Genomic DNA, 18,505 nt, shown 5'->3' with positions numbered 1-18,505 from the left:
GTTCCGGTGAAAACAAGACTTGTCAAACACGTCTACATCTAATAGCAGCCACTATCGGAAATCGCGAGATCTAAGGTATGATACTTGTGTCTCGATTTTAGTGAAAATTACGGATTAGCCTACGGGAAGTTTTGGTATCACTATGAAAAATAAAAGCTTTCGTACTCTTAGTGCCCTTGCAGCTACTTTTCTATTATTCCTTTTTGTTTCCCCATTCGTAATCACCGCTCAGGCCCAGTCTGCAGGTTCTGGTGTATCTGGTCTTCCAGTTCCGCGTTTTGTCAGTCTTAAATCTGATAGAGTGAACGTTCGCAAAGGTCCAAGCAGAAACCACGACATTGGTTGGACTTTCGTTCGCAGCAGGCTGCCGGTTGAAGTCATTCAGGAATATGACGACTGGCGCCGCATTCGCGATTGGGAAGGCAAAGACGGCTGGGTTTTCAAAACCTTGCTGACTGGCTACCGCTCTGCACTGGTAACGCCTTGGCTGGAAAACACCGTTGAAACCACCCCTCTCCGTAAGCGGCCTGGTCCGAATGAAGAGATCATCGCGTTTCTTGAGCCTTTGGTTCTTGCTGGTGTTGTCGAATGCACGGATGGTTACTGCCGCGTTTCCGGCAAAGATTTTGAAGGTTGGATTGATCAGAGCAGATTGTTTGGTGTTTATAAAAACGAGACAATCAATAATTGATCTCAGTTCCAACAACAGTTTAACGAAAAGCCTCTGAGGAAACTTGGAGGCTTTTTGCTATTCACCTGAACAATCAAAGAAATCTAGACAGTTTCCTTTTCTCGCATCAGCTTGTCGGCGGTCTTCAACTCTTTCATGCGTGGCATGGAAACGATGTTGTAACCAGAATCCACAAAGTGAACCTCACCAGTCACTCCGCCAGATAACTCTGAGAGAAGATAAAGACCAGAACCACCAAGCTGTTCGGTTGTAACAGTCTGCTTCAGCGGAGAGTTTGCCTGCTGGAAGTTGAACATCAAACGAGCGTCAGAGATACCTGCGCCAGCCAGCGTGCGAACAGGCCCTGCAGATATAGCATTCACGCGGATGCCTTGCTCTCCAAAGTCCATAGCCAGATAGCGCACAGATGCTTCCAGTGCGGCCTTGGCAACGCCCATGACGTTATAGTTTGGCATAACGCTTGTCGCGCCGCCATACGTTAGTGTCAGGATGGAACCGCCATTCGGCATCAAATCAGCCGCTCGCTTTGCAATCTCTGTGAATGAGAAGCAGGAGATCTGCATGGTGCGGGCAAAATTATCGCGGGTAGTGTCTGCATAACGGCCACGCAGTTCAGACTTGTCTGAAAACGCGATCGCGTGCACGAGGAAATCAATGCTCCCCCATTTTTCTTGGAGCTGAGCGAAAACCTTGTCCACGCTATCAATGTCTTCCACATCACATGGAAGAAGCATATCGCATCCAACACTGTCTGTCAGTGGTTTTACGCGTCGGGCGAAGGCGTCACCTTGATAGGTAAACGCCATTTCTGCACCCTGTTCTGCAAGAGTTTTGGCTATGCTCCAGGCAATGCTGTGGTCATTGGCAACGCCCATAATCAGACCACGCTTGCCTTGCATAAGCTTGCTCATAGAAAACTCCTTTAATCAAAAGTTAAAGGAGCTGAGCAAGCTCAGAACCTCAAACTCAGTCTTTGTATCGCTTAAACACGACGGTCGCGTTGGTGCCGCCAAATCCAAAGCCGTTTGAAAGAACGCAATTCAATTCTGCATTATCTACGCGTTCTCTTACGATTGGCATATCCTCAAAATCCGGATCCAATTCTTCAATATGAGCAGAAGCCGCAATGAAGTTGCCTTCCATCATAAGCAAAGAGTAGATCGCTTCATGAACGCCAGCAGCACCCAAAGAGTGACCAGAAAGCGCTTTAGTCGCAGAAATTGGCGGAACCTTGTCGCCGAACACAGCGCGGATCGCTTCAATCTCTTTGATGTCACCAACAGGTGTAGAGGTTGCATGTGGATTGATGTAGTCAATGTCACAATCAACGTCTTTAAGCGCAATCTTCATGCAGCGAGCGGCGCCTTCACCACTTGGTGCAACCATGTCGTGACCATCAGAAGTCTGACCGTAACCCACGATTTCCGCGTAGATTTTTGCACCGCGTGCTTTTGCATGCTCAAGTTCTTCAAGAACCAGCACACCGCCACCACCAGCAATAACAAAGCCATCACGGTTCTTGTCATATGGACGGGAAGCCGTAGACGGAGTGTCGTTATACTTGGATGACATTGCGCCCATAGCATCAAACAGGTTGGAGAGTGTCCAGTCCAGTTCTTCGCCACCGCCTGCAAAAACCATGTCTTGTTTACCCCATTGGATCAGCTCATAGGCATTACCAATACAGATATTGGTTGTCGCACAAGCTGCGGAAATGGAGTAGTTGACGCCGTGAATTTTAAATGGCGTTGCAAGCGTTGCAGAGTTCGTGGAGCTCATTGCCTTCGGAACAGCGGTCGGCCCGATACGGCGTGGGCCTTTTTCACGGGTGATATCCGCAGCTTCAACGATCGCTTTAGTGGATGGTCCACCAGAACCCATGATCAGGCCAGTGCGGTCATTGGTAACCAGATCTTCGGAAAGACCAGCATCTTCAATGGCCTGCTCCATGGCAATGTAATTCCATGCAGCGCCTTCACCCATAAAGCGAGAGGTACGACGGCCAAGTTTTTCCAATGGATCCAAGGTAGGTGCGCCATGAACCTGACAACGGAAGCCGAGCTTCTCGTAGTCTTCAGCTGCAACAATACCGGACTTACCTTCGTAAAGGCTTGCTTTCACTTCTTCAGCATTGTTGCCAAGAGGAGAAACAATACCCATACCAGTAACAACCACACGCCTCATCTAAGGTCTCCCGTGGGTTAAGCGGTCCAATCGGACCCAATTCCAAAAAAGGGTTCGTCATTCCACATGACAAACCCTCGCATAATTTGATTACTTATTTTGCTTCGTCTTGAAACAGACCAACGCGCAGGTCTTTCGCAACAAAAATAGTCTCGCCGTCAGCTTTTACCCAGCCATCAGCAATTGCCAGTTTCAGGCGGGAGCGCATAACGCGCTTCATATCAACACCGAATTCCAGCATTTTTACGTCAGGAGTAACCTGACCTGTGAATTTAACTTCACCGGTAGAAAGTGCACGACCACGACCTGGCTCGCCGAGCCAGCCAAGATAGAAGCCAGTCATCTGCCACAGAGCGTCCAAACCAAGACAGCCAGGCATTACAGGATCGCCCTGGAAGTGACATTCGAAGAACCAGAGATCCGGATTAATGTCGAATTCAGAACGAATTACGCCTTTGCCGTACTCGCCGCCTTCCTCAGAAATTTCGGTGACGCGATCAAACATCAGCATAGGAGGAAGTGGCAGCTGTGCATTGCCTTGGCCAAACAGCTCACCGCGACCACAGGCCAGCAGAGCTTCTTTATCGTAGCTTGAACGCTTCTCGTGCATTCTATTCCCGCATAATTTGTCGTTTGTTTGAGGCCAGAAAAACGTAGGGTTCACCTTACCTAAACGTAACGATGGTTCTAAGTATTAACTGTTCGGGCCTTCCTAGCACACGAGCCCGAATATCGAAAGAGCGATGTATGTGAGTTTGCGTGTGCTCAATGTACGCAGTTGTGTTAAACTTATACTATTCTTATTATTGTTATAAGCAGTCCGATTAATCCTGCTTGGTTTTAGCTTGATGTATCAAGGGTTATGCTCCCTTATATTGAGAGTGCTTGGGTGCAGGTCAATAGGTTGCTTTTAATCTAATGCTGGTAGAATTGGTGCGTAGGTGTTAAAACATCAGCACCCTAAAGAACTAAAGTAGGAAAAAATGAGCTCGCAGATTGCTAACGAACATCAAGATGTAACAGGGATGCTAAGAGACGCAGGTCTGCGCCCTACACGTCAGCGCGTGGCACTGGCTGAGCTTCTTTATTCTCAGGGTAATCGCCACATCTCGGCGGAAGTCCTTCACGAAGAAGCTATCCTAGCGAATGTGCCCGTCTCTCTGGCGACAGTTTACAACACACTTCATCAGTTCACTGAAGTTGGTTTGCTGCGTGAAGTTGCTGTTGAAGGAACAAAGACTTACTTCGACACCAACACTTCTGAGCATCACCATTTCTTCCTGGAAGATGAGAACCGTGTAATCGATATTCCAGACAGTGGCCTGACACTAGACAACTTGCCAGTCCCACCTGAAGGAATGGAAATTTCCCGCGTGGAAGTGGTTGTTCGTCTCCGTAAAAAGCAGATGCATTAAGAGCCTCTGCTTTTACTTAGGCAACTTCCTTCAAGATTTTCTCTTTGCTTTTGCAAAGATCATAGATGATGCAGCGATCGCACGCCGGCTTGCGCGCCTTACAGATGTAACGGCCATGTAGGATCAGCCAGTGGTGTGCGTGCTGCATAAAGTCTTGCGGAATTATCTTTTCCAGTTTCAACTCAACATCCAGCGGTGTTTTGCCGGGGGCAAGCCCTAACCTGTTTGCAATCCTGAAGAGATGCGTGTCTACCGCAATCGTCGGCTGCCCAAAAGCAATATTCAGCACCACATTAGCTGTTTTACGGCCAACACCCGGCAAAGCTTCCAACTCTTCACGGGTTTGCGGAACCTGTCCACCATGATGCTCAATCAGCATTTGAGAGAGCAAAAACGTGTTCTTTGCTTTGTTTTTATAGAGCCCGATTGTGCGGATCTCTTCACGGATCTTATCTTCTCCAAGAGCAACCATCTTCTCTGGCGTATCTGCAATCTGGAAGAGATGTTTCGTTGCTTTGTTCACCCCGGCATCTGTTGCTTGAGCGGAAAGCACAACAGCAACCAGCAGTGTGAACTCGTTGGAATGATTAAGTTCCCCTTCCGGTTCTGGATTGTCTTTTTCAAATGCCGCAAAGATTTCGTAGATCTCGGCTTTAGAATACCTTGATCTGGAAACCGGCTTTTTGCGTGTACTGGAAGAAGATGCAACCTTCTTTGTTTTGGTAGCGTCAACCATAGGACTCTCGAAGGAAATAAGTGACTTTGCGTAGGCTATGAAAGCTCTATACTCTTAAGCGATAAAGAGTAGCAATGAAACAGAGTGCGAAATAGCACCAATGCCCCATGATCTTCAAAAGCGGGAGCCTTATCCCCCTTTCTTTCAGGCTGTTCTGACCCCGCACCGCTCACTGTCCCGCCGGGGCGTGAACATCGTTCTTTGGTGCGCTGGCTTGATTGCTGGCTTTTATTCGCTCGTGCTTGTTCTTATGGGATTATGGCCTGCACCTATCCTCCTATCATTACCTGTTCTCTTTCTCTGGCTCGCGTTCAGGCACAACTTTGCGACGGCTGAAACCTATGAGGAAATCAGCGTTTCCCCGCTTGAGGTCAGATTGAAACACGTCACGTACAAAGGCGACGTGCAGGAGTATGTGCTCAATCCGTTTCACATGAAACTCCATATCGAACGGGATGATGATGTTGGAGTTACGCGCATTTTGGTGCGTTCTGATCAACTTTTCCTCATTGTTGGTGCGTTTTTGAACCCGGATGACCGGACAAGTTTCGCCTCTGCGTTTTCTCAGGCAATCCACTCCGCACGCAATCGTGGGTTTGATCACGCCTAAGCCTGAAATACTCTGTTCCCATGTACTCGCGTTTCGGGTGGCTCTCAGGCTGAGGATCATTTAGATTCCACTCAATGAGAAACGAAATCTAAGAGCCGTGAATCAAGATGTTTAATGCAGCCAATCTCGCAAATGGCACGTTTGTAGAAGACAGTTCTGCTCTTGAGGACTATCGTGTCGTCCAGAAAACCCTTCAAGGCATCTCCGAGAATTGGAGGGAACAACCCTCCCTTGAAGAGCTTGCCTACAGCGTTGGCCTTCAGCCAATTCAGCTTCAACGGGTGTTTTCAAGATGGGCAGGCATTACTCCTAAACAGTTCCTGCAAGCCATCACCATCGATCACGCACGCGCTCTTTTACAAGATTCCGCTAGCATTCTGGAAGCCTCGCTCGAAGTTGGCCTCTCAGGCCCTGCCCGTTTGCACGACTTGTTTGTAACCCATGAGGCGATGACGCCTGGCGACTACAAACGGCGTGGTGCAGGCGTAAAGATCAGTTGGGGCTTTCACCCCTGCCCGTTTGGGATCGTCCTGTTGATGGTAACAGAGCGTGGTCTGGCAGGTCTTGCCTTTGCTGATGCTGGTGAAGAGGCAAAAGCGCTTACTGACATGAGCGAACGCTGGCCAGCTGCTGAGTTTGAAGAGAACCAGCAACTCACCGCTCCTTACGTCTCCCGCATCTTCGAACCAAATAAATGGAAGGAAGATCAGCCGCTTCGTGTTGTCTTCATCGGAACGGACTTTGAAATCCGTGTTTGGCAAACACTTCTGAAAATTCCTTTAGGCAAGGCTACCACATATTCGGAGATCGCGAATAACCTCGGCAATCCCAAAGCCTCTCGTGCTGTTGGAACAGCCGTTGGAAAGAACCCGCTGTCCTTCGTCGTTCCATGTCACCGCGTCCTCGGGGCAAAGGGCAATATGTGTGGTTACCATTGGGGTATCACTCGTAAGCGCGCCATTTTGGGCTGGGAAGCTGGCGTTTCCGGCGTTCTGGATGGTATTGCTGCCACGGGCTAATCGTTTCACGTCCGATTCAATCTCAGGCAACAAAAAAGGCGAGCACAAGGCCCGCCTTTTTCATTTGAAAATCAAATGACTTACAGGTCAAATCCAAGGATCTTGCCAACAGTGAAGACATCCTTGTCACCACGACCACAAAGGTTCATGACGATCACTTTGTCTTTGTCCATCTTCGGCGCCATCTTGATCACCTGAGCAAGCGCATGGCTTGGCTCCAGAGCTGGAATGATACCTTCAACGCGGGTCAGCATCTGGAATGCATCCAGAGCTTCCTCATCGGTCGCAGGCACGTAGTTCACACGGCCTGTATCTTTCAGCCAGGAGTGCTCTGGGCCGATACCAGGATAATCCAGACCTGCAGAAACGGAATGTCCTTCAAGGATCTGTCCGTCATCATCCTGCAGCAAATAGGTGCGGTTACCATGCAGTACACCCGGCTTACCTGCGTTCAGCGAGGCACAGTGTTCTTCACCCTGAAGGCCTTTACCACCAGCTTCAACGCCGTAAATCTCAACGGATGGATCGTCAAGGAACGGGTGGAATAGACCAATCGCATTAGAGCCACCACCAACTGCAGCAACGAGAGCATCTGGCAATTTGCCTTCTGCTTTCATCAGCTGTTCTTTGGTCTCTTCCCCAATCACAGACTGGAAATCACGAACCATCTCTGGATAAGGATGCGGGCCAGCAGCTGTGCCGATCAGGTAATACGTGTCATCCACGTTGGTTACCCAGTCACGTAGCGCTTCATTCATCGCGTCCTTAAGTGTACCAGCACCCGCAGTAACGGGAACAATTTCAGCCCCCAGAAGCTTCATGCGGAACACGTTTGGTTTCTGACGCTCAACGTCGGTAGCACCCATGTAAACAACGCATGGCAAACCAAAGCGCGCACAAACTGTTGCGGTCGCAACACCGTGTTGACCAGCGCCGGTTTCTGCGATGATGCGGGTTTTGCCCATACGTTTAGCCAGCAGGATCTGACCAATACAGTTGTTGATCTTATGGGATCCTGTGTGGTTCAGCTCATCGCGCTTAAAGTAAATCTTCGCGCCGCCCAGCTCTTCTGTCAGGCGTTCAGCGAAATAAAGCGCAGATGGGCGACCAGTATAGTGGGTGTTCAGGTTTTCCAGCTCTGCCGCATATGCTGGGTCAGCCTTTGCGTCATTGTAAGCCTTTTCCAGATCCAGGATCAAAGGCATGAGCGTTTCAGCTACGAAACGACCTCCAAAATCACCAAAGTGGCCGCGATCATCCGGACCGGAACGCAATGTGTTGGCTTGCTGGTTCATTAATTCTTCCCAAATTCACTCGGCAACGCTGCGCGCTTCACGCACAAAAGCCTCAATCAACTCGATGTCTTTAACGCCCTTCTCGCGTTCGACGCCGGATGAAACATCGACATCACTCACTCCGGAGATTGCCAAAGCTTCGCGGACGTTATCAGGGCTTAAGCCGCCAGAAAGCATGATAGGCTTTCCAAGTTCTAGGCCTTGTAGCAGTTTCCAGTCAAAGCTGACACCATTTCCTCCCGGAATATCGGAATTTTTTGGTGGTTTTGCATCTAGAAGAAATCTGTCTACGTGCGGAATATAGGGCGTAAGTGCCTCCACGTCTTCTGCAGAGGAAATCCCGCAGGCTTTCATCACAGGAACGCCAAAACTCTCGCGAATTTCAGAGCAGCGCTCAGGGGTTTCACTCCCGTGCAGCTGCAAAACATCTGGTGAGATAGTGTCGACAATTTCCTTCAGGCCTGCATCATCCATGTTTACAGTAAGTGCAACAATTTGCGTCTTACCGCGCACGTGGTCTGCCAGCTCTTTGGCTTTAGCCATGGAAACATAGCGCGGACTTTTCGGAAAAAAGACAAATCCGATCATATCGACTTGTTCTTTCGTAACCGCGTCCGCAGTTTCCTTCGTAGAGATGCCGCAGATTTTTATCATAGCGGAAGAGACCATATTTGCACCGTGTTCAAGCAATACCAGAATGACCGTTAGACCAAAAATATCGGGGTTTGTCACCCTGTTCTGGTCATTTATGGAACCTGAACTGGACGGGACCAATGAGAAAATCTGGAGTTTATCGCGGTCATCTGATGACCCTTGGTATATGTGGAGCACTCGTTGCTTTTGCAAGCAGCTCCCCAGCACAGACAGTCTACCAGCACCAACCAAAAGTGCCCATCGGGTTTGATCAGGCATGTGCAGGCACGTATGCAGTTAAGCCATTGAAGTCAGGCGTGCTTAACCTTCGTACCGGCCCCGGAACCAATTACAACGTCATTGGCCGCCTCATCCCAAATCAAGCAATCAACATCGCCGACTGCAAAGGCAACTGGCTCGGCATCCGCGACGCCCAAACCTCCGAACAAATCGGCTGGGTCTACAAAGGCTATATGCGACGCGTCTAACCCACGCGCGCACCTCCCTGTCAGCTTCTCAACTCACCTCCTCGGTTGAGAAGCTCCCTTGGTGGCATCAGCGTTCACATCCCCATCAAAGTGCATAATTGTGATTGCTTCATCCTTGTGTTGCTTAGCTTTCAGTCTAACATATTCTTCTAGTTCAACTTTTCTCGCCGTGGGGGATTTACTATCCACTTCAAACCACTCACCTTCAGTATTCCTTCGAAGAGCAATAAAATGAGCTCCTGCTCCTACAATCAATCGATCTACGGTGCCGTCTTTCGTAAGGTCTGTGACTTTCTTCACATTAGCTTGAAGGTCTGCTTCTGAGTTAGGCTTATCAAGATGGGTATCCTTTAGGTTAGGCACTCCGAGTTGTTGTTGTTTTGATTTTATTATAGCCATACCAGTATGAGGATCTGCTCCACGTTCTCGAATATAGTCTTCAGGTGTCATTCCCTCGTAGAGCAACTCGAATTGCTTTTTTGCGGATTTAAGGAAAAAGCCATCAGCGTCTTCTGAAATCTGACGGCGCATCTCTTCGATTGTTAAGCCAGGATAATACTCGCGTACTTCCCCAAAAGTTATGATATCGGACTGGTTTTTGTAACCTTCACAGGTATTTTGTAAAAGAGCATCTTCCATGTCTTGCGGAGATACTGCTCCAAAACCCAAACACGCATTAAGAGCATGCTTCAGACAAAACTTACCGTCTTGTTCCTCGCAGTAGAGTTCTGGATTAGGGCCGCTAGGCGTTTTGCGAGAGTCGACGTTGTTCAGAATGCCCGGGGCTGCATGCTTGTAAGGTACAAGAATATACTTCTTTTCCGACATTATTTCTTGAACTTCACGCATTAAGCCAGCAACTTGCTCAAGGAGAGCCTCTGCTTCTGCCATGTTACCTGATCTAATTGAACGTTCAATCATCGGTATCAATTCTGAACTCAACAGTTGGCAATTCTCAAAAACTGGGATTTTGTCTTCATTAGGTATGCTTGCTTTCAACCCCTTCAAGGATTTTGCCCATTTTTTGGCCTCAGCGATATTTGGAGTAGTGATGGGTTCTGGTTCAGCGCGCTTTTCTTCTTGTGCCGGTCCCAGCTGCTGCTTTACACAGGCCTGAAGGTTTTTGCTGACATCTTGAAGTTGCTGCAGAGTATCTCGGGCAGCTTTTGTGTCATTGTTTTCCAGGTACAATTCAATCTGACTAACCATCTGATCAGAAAGCATTTTATAGGTTGCAATTTCATCCAGGATTTTTGGATCTGAAATCGTGGATTCATTCGCTACCGAGACTGCAATCACATTTTTTAACTGTTTCAGTTGATCAGTTAAGGCCTGTTTTGCTCCATCATCACTAGTTTTTTGAGCACCCTGCGTTTTGGGGTGTTGTTGAGGAGTATTATTCAGATCAAGGATTTCCTGGGCTCTTTGATAGAGCTGATCAATCAAGGGTAAGCGTTGCTCAGAGTATTCGATACGACCGTCACGTCTTGAAGAAAGCATAACGCCTACATCTCGGATTGTTTTGTCTGCTTGCTCAATCATCGAGACAAATTGTGCCATTAGCTGCTGGTCAGTGATCGATGCCTGTTGCTGCTTCAGACGCTTTTCCCTCTTTCTTGCTTCTTTCAATGCGTTGCGAATAGAGCTAGCTCTTTGCCTTGTTTCTTCTAAAAGACGTTCTTCATTAAGCTGAGCTTCTTGGTGCGAAGCTATGGGATCTGATTGACTAGGTGAGGCAGTTTGATCGTGAGGCGATGGTTGCTGCTCTGACGCCTGCAAATCGGGAGAACCTTGAGCGGATTCTAAGAAGAACCGCATTGAGTTGATTGCATCCTCACAAGTAGCAAGTTTGCCTCGTGCTTCCTGAAGTTTCCGATCCGCTACATACTGCTTGCCTTCGGTGATATAGGTCTGCGCCGCACTGTTATACTGAGCAAAGCTGCTGGCAAGAGCAGCATCTTTGATCTCGGACCCAGACCTCAAAAGCTCGTTGAGATTTTCTTGAGCCACATCCAAAGATCCTGTGCAATCGGAAAGAGCTTTATTTAGCGCATTTTGAGCTGCATTCTTCGAAGCTGAGTTTGGCCGCGACCGTCTTCCTGTCGGTTGATTAGTTGCTTGTTTTTTTGCAGCTTCTTTTGTGCTGACCACGCAATCTATCAATGCTTCAGTTAAGGTCTTAAGTGTAGCTAAATTGGCTGCAATATCTTCCTCAGAGGAACGTCCATGCCCTTCAATCAGATCCTCTGTCTCTGCAAGTAAGTTGATCGCGACTTGATAGTTCTTTTCAAAATCCCGTTTGAGAGTTTTATCAGGAACTTCATTTACCTGCTGATAGCAAGATTGGATTTCAATCCGTGTCGTTTTCAATTGTTTGCTAAGACTCGGATCAACGGGAACAAATTTGACGTAACTCTCTGCTTTTTCAACTAGGTTATTAAGGACTTTCAACTCAGCCTGACAGGCATCAAATTCATGTCGTTTAAGTAAGCCCTCAACCTGCTTAATTTGCCCTTTTGCTTGCTTTGAAGAATCCGTGAACGCTTTCTGCTCCTGAGGGGATTTAATGGTTTTGCGAAGCCCATTGACTCCTGAAAGCCGAGCATTTGCATCCTTTAGAGCGGCTTTGATACTTTCCGAATCGCGAACAGTTTGCTTCTGTATTTCAAGTACTTGCTGCACACCTTGCAATTGCGCTTCAGCATCAAAAAGTCGCTGATCAGCACCATCTGCATCTCTATTTTTTACCAAACTGGTGACGAATGTCATTGTTGAAGCAGCTTGTTTGAAGAGTTGATCGAACAAGGTTTTCTGATCTTTAGAGACCAGTATCTTCCTCTCAGCTTTGTAGCCTTTCAACTTTGCAGAAAACTCCGCTACTCGTTGTTGTACAGCGAGTAGAGGATCAACGCGTGTAGCTGCTTTATCAGCAGTTTGCTTGCCATCTACACCGTTTTTCTGCTGCTCTGAAGCCCTGCTCTTCCCTACTAAAATTCCAACACCATCAACAAGTGCTGCTATGTCATCCAGTGTGCTATCCGCATCAAGAAAATTGCCAGTTTGCGATAGATAGTCTGCATTCTTCATGCGACTTTGAGTTTGCTCGCAAAGACTATCAAATGTTTGCATTTGAGCGTCTGTTTGGAGAGTGGGTTTTAGCGCCTTGTAGCTCTTAAGTTCTGCTTTGTATTGAGCAGAACGACTTTTGCAGTGAGTCTCAATCGAAGCAGGAGTGGGGTCGCCGTCATATGCATCGAACGGCCATGAGTTTTGCTTGTAAACCTTCTGCGCCCATTGGTACTCAGTAACTTCGAGCGTACCCTTAACCATAGATCGACTCCCAACTTTCCCAGGCCCTTAAGGCTATCAATGTTGAGGCCAACAATATCTATAAATACGGACCCAATTCGCATGCATTTAGATAGCAAGGTGAAGAGAGGTTTGAGACTGTTTGGCCATTTTTGAGAGATCTGTAATTAATATAATTTCTTTCAGATAGAAGTGTAGTTTCATCAGAGGCTTAGGGAATAAAAAAGCACCGCAGAAGCGACGCTTTTCCTGATCTCACAATTCCGTCAGACCTAAGTGATGTTGTAGGCCGCAATAGCTGCCATATTGAAGATCTCGCTATCCTTGGCACCCATCGGTACAATCTGAACCGGCTTGTCCATGCCAACCAGCAATGGGCCAATAAGCGTTGATCCGCCAAGCTCTTCCAACAATTTCGTCGCGATGGAAGCGGAGTGGAACGCAGGCATAATGAGCACGTTTGCAGGTCCATTCAGACGGCAGAACGGATAAGCCGCCATCTTCTCCATGTTAAGTGCAATATCTGCACCCATCTCACCATCATACTCAAAGTCCACACGGCGACGATCAAGGATCTTAACGGCTTCCTGAAGACGCTCAGTCCGTTCACCTTTCGGGTGACCAAATGTAGAGTACGCCAGCATAGCAACGCGAGGCTCGGACCCAAGACGGCGGGCAACATGCGCTGCTTCTTCCGCAATATCCGCCAGTTCCTCTGAGGTCGGCATGTCATGAACAGCCGTATCGGCCACAAGAACGGTTTTGCCCGGTGTCACAACAAGTGAAACACCAATCACGCGGTGCCCCGGTTTGGTATCAATACAGCGGCTGACGGTTTCCAGCGCAACTGAATAGTTTCGTGTTGTTCCCGTTACAACGCCATCAGCATCGCCACGCGCAACCATAATGGACGCCCAGTAGTTACGGTCATTGTTGACGAGACGCTGACAATCACGTTGCAGGTAGCCTTTACGTTGCAGGCGAGAGTACAGATATTCCGCGTAATCCGCATTGCGGGTGGAGGATCGCGCACTTTCAAGGCGAATGCCCGGGCGGTTTACATCAATACCGGCAGATGTCGCATTGGCGCGGATCTCATCTTCACGGCCAACAAGAATCGCTTCACCCAGCCCTTGCGCAACAAAGGCGGAAGCTGCGCGAATAACCGCTGGCTCTTCCCCTTCCGCAAACACAATGCGCTTCGGATTTTGACGCACTTTGGAGATGATCCGCTGCAAAGTGCCGGCAATTGGGTCACGACGACCCTGCAGCTGCGCACCATAAGCATCCATGTCCACGATTGGGCGACGTGCCACACCGCTGTCCATAGCAGCTTGTGCAACTGCTTGAGGAATACGGGAAATCAGACGAGGATCAAACGGAACCGGAATGATGTATTCGGGGCCGAAACGAGGACGGCTGCCACGATAAGCTGCTGCCACTTCATCAGGAACATCTTCACGAGCCAGTTCTGCAAGCGCTCGAGCGCAGGCAACTTTCATCTCATCATTAATGGTTGTTGCATGAACGTCCAACGCCCCGCGGAAGATATACGGGAACCCGAGAACGTTGTTCACCTGGTTCGGGTAGTCAGAACGACCCGTTGCAACAATCGCATCCGGGCGAACTTCCTTCGCTTCTTCTGGCGTAATCTCAGGATCCGGATTCGCCATCGCAAAGATAATTGGGTCCGGCGCCATGGTCTTCACCATGTCAGGTGTCAAAGCACCCTTCACGGAAACTCCAAAGAATACATCTGCACCATCCAGCGCGTCTTCAAGAGCGCGCTTGTCTGTCTTCACAGCATGGGCGCTCTTCCACTGGTTCATTCCAGCTTCACGGCCCTGATAAATCACGCCTTTTGTATCGCAGAGAAGAACGTTCTCATGCGGAACACCCATCGCTTTAACAAGCTCGATACAAGCAATGCCAGCCGCGCCCGCGCCATTACAGACCACTTTCACATCTTTGATGTCGCGATCTGTCATATGAACTGCGTTGATCAAGCCTGCAGCAGCGATAATAGCTGTGCCGTGTTGATCATCGTGGAACACCGGAATATCCATGATCTCACGAAGACGCTGCTCGATGATAAAGCAATCCGGCGCTTTAATGTCTTCAAGGTTGATGCCACCGAAGGAAGGGCCGAGATGCTTTACAGAGTCGATGAACTCCTCAACGTCGGAAGTGTCCACTTCAAGGTCAATGGAATCCACATCAGCAAAGCGCTTGAAGAGAACTGATTTGCCTTCCATCACCGGCTTGGAAGCCAATGCGCCAAGGTTTCCGAGGCCAAGAATGGCAGTGCCGTTGGAGATAACCGCAACCATGTTGCCTTTGGTGGTGTAGTCGTAAGCCTTGCTTGCGTCTTCTGCAATTGCCAGCACAGGAACAGCAACGCCAGGAGAATAGGCCAGGCTCAGGTCGCGCTGAGTGGCCATTGGCTTGGTTGGCGAGATTTCAAGCTTGCCCGGTTTGCCTTCGTTATGGAAGGCTAACGCGTCTTGGTCAGTAAAGCTGACCTGCGAGCTTGCTGTTTTATCAGTGGTTGGCATGCGAAAAATTCCTCACCCTTAAGCGCAGTGTTCTTTTCAAATATCACTGGACGACATTATCCCCGTAAAATCTCGTTCTCAAGCTGTGAACTAAACTGACACGGGTGAAACACATAGAACCATTTGCTAGTGTCTGCGCCATGACTACAGCAGATATCGAAAAGCCTTCCCCAGCAAAAGGCCGCGTCACACCCATGATGGCGCAATATATTGAGATTAAGACGGCTAATCCGGACAGTCTCCTGTTCTACCGAATGGGCGATTTCTACGAGCTGTTTTTTGAAGATGCAGAAGTTGCATCTCAGTCTCTAGGAATTACGCTCACCAAACGCGGCAAGCATAATGGTGATGATATTCCCATGTGCGGCGTTCCTGTGCATGCCGCTGATGACTATCTGCAAAAACTGATCGGTCTTGGCCACCGCGTTTCTGTCTGTGAGCAGACGGAAAACCCGGCAGAAGCCAAAAAGCGTGGCTCCAAATCTGTTGTTCGCCGCGATGTGGTGCGCTTGGTGACACCGGGTACGATCACGGAAGATCGCCTTCTGGATGCCAGACGAAACAACTTCCTTGCCTCGTTAGCGCGGGTCAAAGGTGGAAGCACGGCTGACGGAAACCTCTATGGTCTCGCCTGGATTGATATGTCCACGGGCATGTTCCGTGTGGCTGAAAGTGACGATGTGCGCCTTGCTGCTGATCTGGCGCGCATTGATCCATCAGAGTTAGTGCTTGCTGACGCACTTCTTCAGGAAACCGAGTTGCGAGCGACAGTCGAAGGACTTGGCGCTGCCCTCTCACCTGTTCCTCGCACGTTTTTTGATGGCGCAAACGCTCAGGAACGCCTCTCCACTTACTTCTCCGTCGGTACGCTGGACGGGTTCGCCAACTACACCCGTGCTGAACTGATCGCAGCCAGCGGCATTCTGGCTTACATCGACAAAACCCAGCTCGGCGAGCGCCCTCCTCTCGACCCACCAGTCAAAGAAGCCGCTGCAGGACAGTTGCTGATTGATCCGGCAACCCGCGCAAACCTTGAGCTGACCCGTACCCTGTCCGGCGAGCGTCGAGGCAGCTTGCTGTCTGCCATTGATAAAACCGTGACCGGAGCGGGTTCCCGCCTGCTCGCCAGTCGCCTGTCAGGTCCCCTTACGGATCCGGAACAAATCCGTCATCGTCAGGACACCATTGCGTTTTTTGCATCCGACACCATGCAGCGCGAGGATATCCGCAGCCTGCTGAAGTCCGCGCCGGATATGTCTCGTGCACTGTCCCGTCTTGCAGTGGACCGTGGTGGCCCGCGTGATTTGCAGTCCATCGCGTCTGCAATGAAATCTGCGCGGGAAATCGCAGGTTTGCTCGCCTCTGGCGGTGCCTTCCCTCAGGAAGTTGGCTTTGCCGTGCAAAAGCTGGAGCAAGCACCGCATGCGCTGGGTGAAAAGCTTAGCGTCGCAATTGCAGAAGAACCGCCGCTTCTCAAGCGGGATGGCGGTTTTATTGCTCCTGACTATCATCCAGACCTCGATGAGCTCAAAGCACTTCGCGATCAGAGCCGAAAAGTCATCGCACAGATGCAGGCGGATCTGGCTGAAGAGCTTGGCATCCGCTCACTGAAGATCAAGCACAACAACGTGCTTGGCTGGTTTATGGAAGCGCCGACCGCGCAGTGTGATCCGATGAAGGATGACTCTGCCCGCTTCATTCACCGTCAGTCTATGGCTGGTGCCATGCGCTTCACGACCACCGATCTTGCTGATCTGGAAAGCAAAATTGCAAGCGCAGGAGAACGCGCCCTTGCGATTGAACTGGAAATCTTCAACGAGCTGACCAAGGCCGTTGTTGAGGCCGGTGGCCTGATTAAAGCTGCGGCTGAAGCTCTTGCTGTCCTTGATGTTTCAACCTCTCTCGCGGTTTTGGCGGAAGCGGAAAACTACATCCGTCCAATCGTTGATGGTTCGCTCGCCTTCACGATTGAAGGTGGCCGTCACCCGGTGGTGGAGCAAGCTCTTCGCAAATCTGGCGAACCGTTTGTGGCAAACAATGCCAACCTCGGCCCGCAGGAAAGCTATGAAAACGGCCAGATCTGGCTGATCACCGGCCCTAACATGGCTGGTAAATCAACCTTCCTGCGCCAGAATGCATTGATCGCAGTGCTGGCTCAAATGGGTAGTTTCGTTCCTGCAACGACTGCCCACATTGGCATCGTCGATCGCTTGTTCTCTCGTGTTGGCGCGGCTGATGACCTTGCCAGAGGCCGCTCAACCTTCATGGTTGAGATGGTGGAAACGGCGGCCATTCTCAATCAGGCCACGGACCGCTCTCTGGTTATTTTGGATGAAATCGGACGCGGAACGGCGACCTTTGACGGTCTTTCCATTGCATGGGCTGCCATTGAGCATCTGCATGAAACCAATCGCTCGCGCTCGCTCTTCGCGACGCACTACCATGAAATCACAGCACTCTCACAGCGTTTGGAGCGTCTCAACAACGCGACCGTGCGTGTGAAAGAGTGGAAAGGCGATGTTGTCTTCCTTCACGAAATCGTCGAAGGCGCTGCTGATCGGTCCTATGGTATTCAGGTCGCAAAACTGGCTGGTCTGCCGAAGACTGTTGTCAGCCGCGCGCAAAAGATCCTGACTCAGCTGGAAGAGCAAGACACCAACAAGCCTGCTGAGACACTTTTGGATGATCTGCCGCTCTTTGCATCCTTCTCGCAACCTCTGGAAACCATTCCGGAGCCGGAAGAGCATGAGGAAGCCTCTGTTTCCAATGAGCTTGTTGAACTGTTGGAGACCCTTGATCCTGATGATATGACGCCTCGTCAGGCTCAGGAAGCGCTCTACGCTCTCAAGCAAAAGCACAAAGAGCTCAGCTCAAACTGAGCTGAGTACAGAAAGCACAAACAGTTTTAGCACCGCTGGAGATTTCCGGCGGTGTTTTCATGTGAAACCCGAAAGTCGGGATGAGCAAGGCGGCAGGCAATACCTGCGCTGTTTGTTAAGTTAGTTTCTTCGGCATTGGCTGCACGCCTTGCCCGGGCTTTTTTGGAATGAACTACGTCGCCTCTTTTGCCTATAAGGTACGATAGTCAGTTTCCTGAAAAGACAATGGCTTATCCAGACACGTTTCCATGCCCAAACAGTTCCTCCGTCTTTGACAGATCCATTTGCAAAAGCAGGTTTTACTGCCGGTGCACTTGTATCTGTCACCGCGTGATACCCTATAGTCCTGGGCCCTTCCCCTCAAACCATGCGGTCACGTTTGAAGTTCGGTTCACCGGACCACTGAAAGGTGCGTTACGTCTTCCAATAGCCCCGCCCAACCTACGACAAACTGACGGTCGCTCCGCCAGCAGCCCGTTACGTAGGCATAGGTTCAGAATATGGGAGGATTTCAGAAGGGGAATAAGTTTTTTAAGACAGTCTTTGCCCCACCCACCGGTGTCATCCCGCATCAAGTGTACATACCGGAGACATAGGTGACAGGTGTTCGGAGAGATGGTTGACACATTAACATGGCATTCAGGGAGGGACCGGGATGCCTTGGAAAGAGTGTTCAACAATGAAACTTCGA

Annotated in this window: 14 protein-coding genes; 6 read left to right on the top strand and 8 right to left on the bottom strand. The window is 49.7% G+C overall.

The window, feature by feature from the left end; genetic code table 11:
- Positions 1-142 precede the first annotated feature (142 nt).
- Positions 143-691: an SH3 domain-containing protein gene (locus tag PsAD5_RS04335; RefSeq protein ID WP_063286232.1), complete on the top strand. Its 549-nt coding sequence runs from the start codon at positions 143-145 to the stop codon at positions 689-691.
- Between the two features lie 83 nt (positions 692-774).
- Here PsAD5_RS04335 and fabI read toward each other — a convergent pair whose 3' ends face one another.
- The 3 genes from fabI to fabA all read right to left on the bottom strand — a co-directional run bounded on the left by fabI (position 775) and on the right by fabA (position 3,485).
- Positions 775-1,602: an enoyl-ACP reductase FabI gene (fabI, locus tag PsAD5_RS04330; RefSeq protein WP_063291216.1), complete on the bottom strand. Its 828-nt coding sequence runs from the start codon at positions 1,600-1,602 to the stop codon at positions 775-777.
- A 55-nt stretch (positions 1,603-1,657) separates the two neighbouring features.
- Complete coding sequence (gene fabB, locus PsAD5_RS04325) at positions 1,658-2,875, bottom strand: beta-ketoacyl-ACP synthase I (protein WP_063291215.1); 1,218 nt, start codon at positions 2,873-2,875, stop codon at positions 1,658-1,660.
- Positions 2,876-2,969: 94 nt separating this feature from the next.
- Positions 2,970-3,485, bottom strand: coding sequence for a 3-hydroxyacyl-[acyl-carrier-protein] dehydratase FabA (gene fabA, locus PsAD5_RS04320; RefSeq protein WP_057463202.1), 516 nt, complete (start codon positions 3,483-3,485; stop codon positions 2,970-2,972).
- A gap of 373 nt (positions 3,486-3,858) precedes the next feature.
- On the opposite strand from fabA, the gene irrA reads away from it, so the two are divergent.
- Positions 3,859-4,290: an iron response transcriptional regulator IrrA gene (gene irrA, locus PsAD5_RS04315; RefSeq protein ID WP_057463201.1), complete on the top strand. Its 432-nt coding sequence runs from the start codon at positions 3,859-3,861 to the stop codon at positions 4,288-4,290.
- A gap of 16 nt (positions 4,291-4,306) precedes the next feature.
- On the opposite strand, the gene nth is transcribed toward irrA, so the two are convergent.
- Complete coding sequence (gene nth, locus PsAD5_RS04310; protein WP_063286235.1) at positions 4,307-5,026, bottom strand: endonuclease III; 720 nt, start codon at positions 5,024-5,026, stop codon at positions 4,307-4,309.
- A gap of 100 nt (positions 5,027-5,126) precedes the next feature.
- Between nth and PsAD5_RS04305 the strand changes: the two genes are divergently transcribed.
- Positions 5,127-5,636 (top strand): DUF2244 domain-containing protein, encoded by a 510-nt coding sequence (locus tag PsAD5_RS04305; protein ID WP_208980764.1) that lies wholly within the window; start codon positions 5,127-5,129, stop codon positions 5,634-5,636.
- A 107-nt stretch (positions 5,637-5,743) separates the two neighbouring features.
- Entirely contained in the window at positions 5,744-6,655 is a 912-nt protein-coding gene (locus PsAD5_RS04300) for a methylated-DNA--[protein]-cysteine S-methyltransferase (RefSeq protein WP_063291214.1), read from the top strand.
- Between the two features lie 80 nt (positions 6,656-6,735).
- Here PsAD5_RS04300 and trpB read toward each other — a convergent pair whose 3' ends face one another.
- Together trpB and PsAD5_RS04290 are read right to left on the bottom strand one after the other, a co-directional pair.
- Positions 6,736-7,950 carry a tryptophan synthase subunit beta gene (trpB, locus tag PsAD5_RS04295; protein WP_063291213.1) on the bottom strand — a complete coding sequence of 405 codons (1,215 nt, stop codon included), beginning with the start codon at positions 7,948-7,950 and terminating at the stop codon, positions 6,736-6,738.
- 15 nt (positions 7,951-7,965) lie between these two features.
- Positions 7,966-8,682 carry a phosphoribosylanthranilate isomerase gene (locus tag PsAD5_RS04290; protein WP_057463197.1) on the bottom strand — a complete coding sequence of 239 codons (717 nt, stop codon included), beginning with the start codon at positions 8,680-8,682 and terminating at the stop codon, positions 7,966-7,968.
- 41 nt (positions 8,683-8,723) lie between these two features.
- Between PsAD5_RS04290 and PsAD5_RS28230 the strand changes: the two genes are divergently transcribed.
- Positions 8,724-9,071 carry an SH3 domain-containing protein gene (locus PsAD5_RS28230; protein WP_208981615.1) on the top strand — a complete coding sequence of 116 codons (348 nt, stop codon included), beginning with the start codon at positions 8,724-8,726 and terminating at the stop codon, positions 9,069-9,071.
- A 33-nt stretch (positions 9,072-9,104) separates the two neighbouring features.
- On the opposite strand, the gene PsAD5_RS04280 is transcribed toward PsAD5_RS28230, so the two are convergent.
- Together PsAD5_RS04280 and PsAD5_RS04275 are read right to left on the bottom strand one after the other, a co-directional pair.
- Entirely contained in the window at positions 9,105-12,401 is a 3,297-nt protein-coding gene (locus PsAD5_RS04280) for a hypothetical protein (protein ID WP_063291212.1), read from the bottom strand.
- 251 nt (positions 12,402-12,652) lie between these two features.
- Complete coding sequence (locus tag PsAD5_RS04275) at positions 12,653-14,935, bottom strand: NADP-dependent malic enzyme (RefSeq protein ID WP_063291211.1); 2,283 nt, start codon at positions 14,933-14,935, stop codon at positions 12,653-12,655.
- 140 nt (positions 14,936-15,075) lie between these two features.
- Here PsAD5_RS04275 and mutS point away from each other — a divergent pair, with 140 nt between their 5' ends.
- Positions 15,076-17,814, top strand: a complete 2,739-nt coding sequence (mutS, locus tag PsAD5_RS04270) for a DNA mismatch repair protein MutS (RefSeq protein WP_063291210.1) — start codon at positions 15,076-15,078, stop codon at positions 17,812-17,814.
- Positions 17,815-18,505 lie beyond the last annotated feature (691 nt).

Source organism: Pseudovibrio sp. Ad5 (genome assembly GCF_001623095.1).
In the GTDB taxonomy this organism is placed as follows: Bacteria; Pseudomonadota; Alphaproteobacteria; order Rhizobiales; family Stappiaceae; genus Pseudovibrio.
This window is presented reverse-complemented; position numbering and strand designations above follow the sequence as displayed.

What these genes read in the sequence shown, in the direction of transcription:
- PsAD5_RS04335 (WP_063286232.1), top strand. Translation starts at nt 143, where the DNA reads ATGAAAAATAAAAGCTTTCGTACTCTTAGTGCCCTTGCAGCTACTTTT.
- fabI (WP_063291216.1), bottom strand. Translation starts at nt 1,602, where the DNA reads ATGAGCAAGCTTATGCAAGGCAAGCGTGGTCTGATTATGGGCGTTGCC.
- fabB (WP_063291215.1), bottom strand. Translation starts at nt 2,875, where the DNA reads ATGAGGCGTGTGGTTGTTACTGGTATGGGTATTGTTTCTCCTCTTGGC.
- fabA (WP_057463202.1), bottom strand. Translation starts at nt 3,485, where the DNA reads ATGCACGAGAAGCGTTCAAGCTACGATAAAGAAGCTCTGCTGGCCTGT.
- irrA (WP_057463201.1), top strand. Translation starts at nt 3,859, where the DNA reads ATGAGCTCGCAGATTGCTAACGAACATCAAGATGTAACAGGGATGCTA.
- nth (WP_063286235.1), bottom strand. Translation starts at nt 5,026, where the DNA reads ATGGTTGACGCTACCAAAACAAAGAAGGTTGCATCTTCTTCCAGTACA.
- PsAD5_RS04305 (WP_208980764.1), top strand. Translation starts at nt 5,127, where the DNA reads ATGCCCCATGATCTTCAAAAGCGGGAGCCTTATCCCCCTTTCTTTCAG.
- PsAD5_RS04300 (WP_063291214.1), top strand. Translation starts at nt 5,744, where the DNA reads ATGTTTAATGCAGCCAATCTCGCAAATGGCACGTTTGTAGAAGACAGT.
- trpB (WP_063291213.1), bottom strand. Translation starts at nt 7,950, where the DNA reads ATGAACCAGCAAGCCAACACATTGCGTTCCGGTCCGGATGATCGCGGC.
- PsAD5_RS28230 (WP_208981615.1), top strand. Translation starts at nt 8,724, where the DNA reads ATGAGAAAATCTGGAGTTTATCGCGGTCATCTGATGACCCTTGGTATA.
- PsAD5_RS04280 (WP_063291212.1), bottom strand. Translation starts at nt 12,401, where the DNA reads ATGGTTAAGGGTACGCTCGAAGTTACTGAGTACCAATGGGCGCAGAAG.
- PsAD5_RS04275 (WP_063291211.1), bottom strand. Translation starts at nt 14,935, where the DNA reads ATGCCAACCACTGATAAAACAGCAAGCTCGCAGGTCAGCTTTACTGAC.
- mutS (WP_063291210.1), top strand. Translation starts at nt 15,076, where the DNA reads ATGACTACAGCAGATATCGAAAAGCCTTCCCCAGCAAAAGGCCGCGTC.